Origin of the sequence: Kitasatospora sp. MY 5-36 (assembly GCF_001182915.1) — a bacterium.
In the GTDB taxonomy this organism is placed as follows: domain Bacteria; phylum Actinomycetota; class Actinomycetes; order Streptomycetales; family Streptomycetaceae; genus Kitasatospora.
Genome location: NZ_LFVW01000754.1, coordinates 1 through 4,697, shown reverse-complemented (window position 1 = coordinate 4,697; position 4,697 = coordinate 1). Strand labels below are relative to the sequence as shown.

The following is a 4,697-nucleotide window of genomic DNA, read 5'->3' as shown; positions in this document are numbered from 1 at the left end:
CGCCCTCGTCCGCCGGGAACGCCGGGCCGGTCCCGGCAAGGGGGGCGGCCGGACACCACCGGCGCAGGGCGCGGCCGTACGGCGGGCGAGCGGCGGCGGGCGGGGGCGTGTGGTGGGCGGGTTGACGGTCTGTGCGGCGGGGCCCGCGGGGTGGGCCCCGTGCGGGCCGGTTCGCCGCTTCCCTGTCCGGGTCCCTGTTCCCGCTTCCTGCTGCCGTTTCCTGTTCCGGCCGGTCGGGGTGTCCGGTATTGGTGGTCGCCCCGGGCGGGGGTGGGGGCGGGCAGTAGGATCGGCGGCGTTGCATCCCGTACACACTGCTGGTAGGAGGCTTTTCATGGCTCAGGTCACGCTGAAGGGGAACCCGGTGCAGGTCGGTGGCGCGCTGCCGGCCGCCGGCAGCCAGGCGCCGTCGTTCACGCTGGTGGGCGAGGGGCTCGCGGACGTGTCGCTGAAGGACTTCGCGGGTCGGCGCAAGGTCCTGAACATCTTCCCCAGCATCGACACCCCGACCTGCGCGACCTCGGTGCGCACGTTCAACGCCAAGGCGGGTTCGCTGGAGAACACCGTGGTGCTGTGCGTGTCGGCGGACCTGCCGTTCGCGCAGGCCCGGTTCTGCGGCGCGGAGGGCCTGGAGAACGTCAAGACGCTGTCCACCCTGCGCGGGCGGGACTTCCACGACGTCTACGGTGTGGCGATCGCCGACGGTCCGCTGGCCGGGCTGACGGCGCGCGCGGTCGTCGTCCTGGACGAGAACGACACCGTCCTGCACACCGAGCTGGTCGCGGAGATCGCCGACGAGCCGAACTACGAGGCCGCGCTCGCCGCCCTCGTCTGACCGGCCGGCACCGCGCCCGCGGTGCCGACCCCTTTTGTGGTGCGGCGGCCCGCCCCCCGCGTCCCGCCCGTCCCCGCTCCGGCGGGACGGGCAGGACGGGGGGCGGGCCGCCGTCGTCGTGCCCGTCTCGGACGCGCCGGGCGGAGGACGACCGCCGTGGCGGGCGTCCCGTGGTGGGCGTCCCGTGGCGGGGCGCCGGGGCAGCCGGTTCAGGCGGCCAGGGTGTCCTTCAGCCAGGGGGCGATCAGGGCCATCGCCTCGCCGAAGCGGGAGACGGCGCAGTGGCCGGTGTCCGGGATCAGTTCGACGCGGGTGTCGCGGCGGCCCTCGAACACCAGGGTGTCGGCCTGGGGGACGTGGACGTCCTCGGTGCCGTTGACGACCAGCATCGGCCCGTTGGCGTCCCGGTCCAGCAGCGGGCGCAGGTCGAATCCGGCGAAGGCCGCGTCGAGTTCGGCCCTGGTGGGCGCGGTGTCGAAGCCCAGGGCGTTGCCGACGATGCCGTCCATGCCGAAGGCGAAGCCGCGGCCGGGGGCGAAGGCGCGCTCGACCGGGCCGCCGAGCACCACGGAGGCGTCCACCGCCCCGGTCAGCCCGGTGCGGGCGGAGTAGTAGCCGCCCATCGAGATGCCGAAGTGGCCGACCCTCCCGTTGCCGGCCGCGCGGGCGAAGGCGGCCAGTGCGGCGATCACCTCGTCCCCGCCGTGCGGGGTCATCGGCAGGTGGGCGCTCTCGCCGGTACCGGGGAGGTCGAACAGCAGCAGCCGCGCCGGCAGGGCGAACGCGAGCTGCTCCCACATGCCGTGCAGGTCGGTCTTCCAGGAGTCCACGCCGCCGCTGGCCAGGACGAGGGGCGCGTCGGCGGGCAGGCCGGGGGCGGCCATCAGGTGGACCGGCACGGCGGCCTCGCCGCCGCGGTGGGGGACGGTGAGGACGCGGCGCTCGAACTCCACCGGGAAGCCGGGGGCGGCGAGGACGTACTGCTCGACCTGGCGGGCGAGCGCGGTGCGCTTGGGGCCGTCGGCGAGGGAGGGGAACTTGGCCCAGCCGTACGCCTGCGCGGCCTCGCGGTGGCGCCCGGCGGCGGCGTGGCGGGCGGCGAGGGCGGACCACTCGTGCACCCACCCGCCGGGCCGGTCGGGCCACATCACGGTGACGGCGGCGCGGACCGCGTCCACCTCGCCGGCGGGCAGGCCGAGGGTCATCTGCGGGTAGCGCTCGACGAACAGGTCCCGCGGGTCCAGGGGCCAGGTGAAGGACATGGTGGTGCCTCCTGTCGCACTCAAGCTTCTTAAAGCCGGAACACTTGCGTTAACGACTATGCGCCCGTACCGGCGCCTAACGCAAGCGGCCCTGCGTTAGTGTGGTGGCCGAGGTGATCGACATGACCGAACACGAGCCGGAGCCGCGGCCGCACCCGGAGTCGGAGCCGCCGCCGGTGCGCCGCCGCCCGGGCGGGCGCGCCGCGCGCGTACGCCAGGCCGTCCTGGACGCCGCCGCGCAGGTACTGGCCGAGGAGGGCGTCGACCGGCTCACCGTCGCCGGGGTCGCGGCCCGCGCCGGCGTCAACGAGACCACCGTGTACCGGCGTTGGGGCACCCGGGAGAAACTCGTCCTGGACGCCATGCTCACCGGCAGCAACGAGGGCGTCCCCGTCCCCGACACCGGGGCCGTCCGCACCGACCTGGCCGCCTTCGCCCGCGCCCTGGCCCGCTACCTCGCCACCCCCACCGGCCGCTCCGTCGCCCGGGCCGCCGCCCTCAGCGCCGACGACCCCGACCTCGCCGAGGCCTGGCAGACCTTCTGGCACTCCCGCCTCGACCAGGCCGGCGCCATCATCGCCCGGGCCGTGGACCGCGGGGAACTCCCCCCGGACACCGACACCGCCCTGGCACTGGAACTGCTCTGCGCCCCCCTCCAGACCCGCTGCCTGCTCGGCCACCGCCCCGACGAACCGGACCTGCCCGAACGCCTGACGGACCTGGTCCTCGACGGCCTGACGGGCGGGAACCGGGCCACCGCCCCCCGGCACCGCTCCTGACACCGGCCGCCCCTCCCCCCGGCCCCGGCCCGGCGAAGGGGGCGCCGTCGGCCCGACGGCATGCCCGCGCACGCCGGGCCTTACGACCACTCCCCCGGAACCGGACGAGCGGCCCCGGAACAAGGCCCTGGCCCACGCTCTGCGACCGGTGACGGTACGCAACGGGTCACGTGTTCCCACCGGGCCCGTAGCGGGTTCCGGGCAGCCAACAGCCCGCGGCCGCGACGCAACCACGCTCCCTGTTCAGGGAGTTGCCGTTCCCGTCGGCACCGGAGGCGACCGTCGCCGGGGTGGGACCGGACGCCGGGAGGCGGCGGGCGCGGTGAGCGGGACGCGGCGGCCGGCCCCGATCGTGGCCGCCCGCCGCCGAGCGGACCCGGGAAAGCCAACGGGGCCGGGAGGAAGGACCGTTGACCACCGGCAGCCCCGCTCAGGCCACCGGCAGCCGGCGGCCGCGTGCGGACGCCGTGCGGGTCACAACGGCCGGCGCCAGTGGCGGTAGGCGTGCGGGGTCCTGGTGAAGCCGCTGTCGCCGAAGGGGTTCGCCAGCGTGCCGTCGAGGGTTCCGGCCAGGAAGTCGCCGAAGCCCGCCGCGAAGCGGACCCAGCGTTCCTCCCGGTATGCGGGCTGGCGCTTGAAGACGACGACGTCCCAGCCGTCCGGGTCACGGGTGTCGCAGAGCCAGAAGACCACATCGCCATTGGCGCTGCCCGCGAAGGGCAGGAGCCTGCCCTTCTCCAGGTCCTCCGGGGCGGCGCCGGTGGGTGCGGCCGGCTCCTGCCGGGGGTCGAAGTCCAGCGCGTCGACGAGGTCGCCGTACGGGGAGCCGTCCACCGGCGGGGTGCTGACGCCGAGGTACTCGTCCAGCTCGCCGCCGCCGTAGAGCGCGACGAAGTCGCGGTAGTCGGCGGGCAGGCGCAGGCCCGTGGTGCGGGCCAGTTCGTCCCAGTCGACGCTGTCGCCCGGGGTTCCCGGCTCCCCGATCAGGGCCGAGAGGCGGGTGACGGCCGGGTGGACCATGGCGGTGTCCCCTTTCGTGGGCGGCGGGTTCCGGTCGGTCACCGTACTGCCCGGCGTCCCGCCCGGTGAAGGTCGAGCGGGCTGTCGGACCAGCGCCCGTCCCGCCGGGCCCCGACCGCCCAGGGCAGCGGAGCGGCGGACTTCCGGGCACCCGCAGGGCGCGCCATACCGCGCGTCGTGAACCGCGAAGACCTGATCGCCGCCCTCGAACGACACGGGACCGACGGCGCCGGCCGGGCCGCCCGGTCCGCCCGGCCGGGTGGACCGGATCGGCCGGGACGGCACCCGGGATCCCGGGTGCCGGGGGCCGCGGCCGCCGGGAGGGGAATGTCCGCGGTCAGACCACGCAGAACTCGTTGCCCTCCGGATCGGCCATCACCACATGGTCGGGCCTGCCCCGCAGCTCCTCCTCACGGACCACCGTCGCACCCGCGGCGGTCAACCGCTCCACCGCCTCGACCACGCGCGGCCACCGCACCTCCCACGGCGTCCCACGGCCGCCGCCGGCCTGCACGTCCACGTGCACCCGGTTCTTCACCGCCTTCGGCTCCGGCACCTTCAGGAAGGACAGGGCGGGACCCGTCCCCTCGGGATCGCAGAGGTACGCGCCGTCGTCCCACTCCTCCCGCGGGACCCCGTGACGGGAGAACCACTCCTCCCAGCTCCCGAACCCCGCCGGCGCGGGCCTGTGCACATAGCCCAGCGCCAGCACCCAGAACCCGGCCGGCCTCGCCGGGTGCGCGCAGTCGATCGTCAGGCTCCACCCGGTCGCCATGCGGCCCTCCTCGCTCGGATGCCGCG

Annotated in this window: 5 protein-coding genes; 2 read left to right on the top strand and 3 right to left on the bottom strand. The window is 75.7% G+C overall.

Features of this window, described 5'->3' with window-relative positions; genetic code table 11:
* Nucleotides 1-334: 334 nt before the first annotated feature.
* A complete protein-coding gene (gene tpx / locus AE652_RS35275) occupies nucleotides 335-835 on the top strand; it encodes a thiol peroxidase (RefSeq protein WP_049659074.1) in 501 nt (166 codons plus the stop codon).
* A gap of 209 nt (nucleotides 836-1,044) precedes the next feature.
* Here tpx and AE652_RS35270 read toward each other — a convergent pair whose 3' ends face one another.
* On the bottom strand, nucleotides 1,045-2,097 hold the full coding sequence (locus AE652_RS35270; protein ID WP_049659073.1) for an alpha/beta hydrolase: 1,053 nt from the start codon (nucleotides 2,095-2,097) through the stop codon (nucleotides 1,045-1,047).
* Between the two features lie 122 nt (nucleotides 2,098-2,219).
* On the opposite strand from AE652_RS35270, the gene AE652_RS35265 reads away from it, so the two are divergent.
* Nucleotides 2,220-2,876 carry a TetR/AcrR family transcriptional regulator gene (locus tag AE652_RS35265; RefSeq protein ID WP_049659077.1) on the top strand — a complete coding sequence of 219 codons (657 nt, stop codon included), beginning with the start codon at nucleotides 2,220-2,222 and terminating at the stop codon, nucleotides 2,874-2,876.
* A 474-nt stretch (nucleotides 2,877-3,350) separates the two neighbouring features.
* Here AE652_RS35265 and AE652_RS35260 read toward each other — a convergent pair whose 3' ends face one another.
* Both AE652_RS35260 and AE652_RS35255 read right to left on the bottom strand, forming a co-directional pair.
* Nucleotides 3,351-3,896 (bottom strand): SMI1/KNR4 family protein, encoded by a 546-nt coding sequence (locus AE652_RS35260; RefSeq protein WP_053112445.1) that lies wholly within the window; start codon nucleotides 3,894-3,896, stop codon nucleotides 3,351-3,353.
* Nucleotides 3,897-4,233: 337 nt separating this feature from the next.
* Nucleotides 4,234-4,671, bottom strand: a complete 438-nt coding sequence (locus AE652_RS35255; RefSeq protein WP_049659075.1) for a VOC family protein — start codon at nucleotides 4,669-4,671, stop codon at nucleotides 4,234-4,236.
* Between the last annotated feature and the right edge of the window lie 26 nt (nucleotides 4,672-4,697).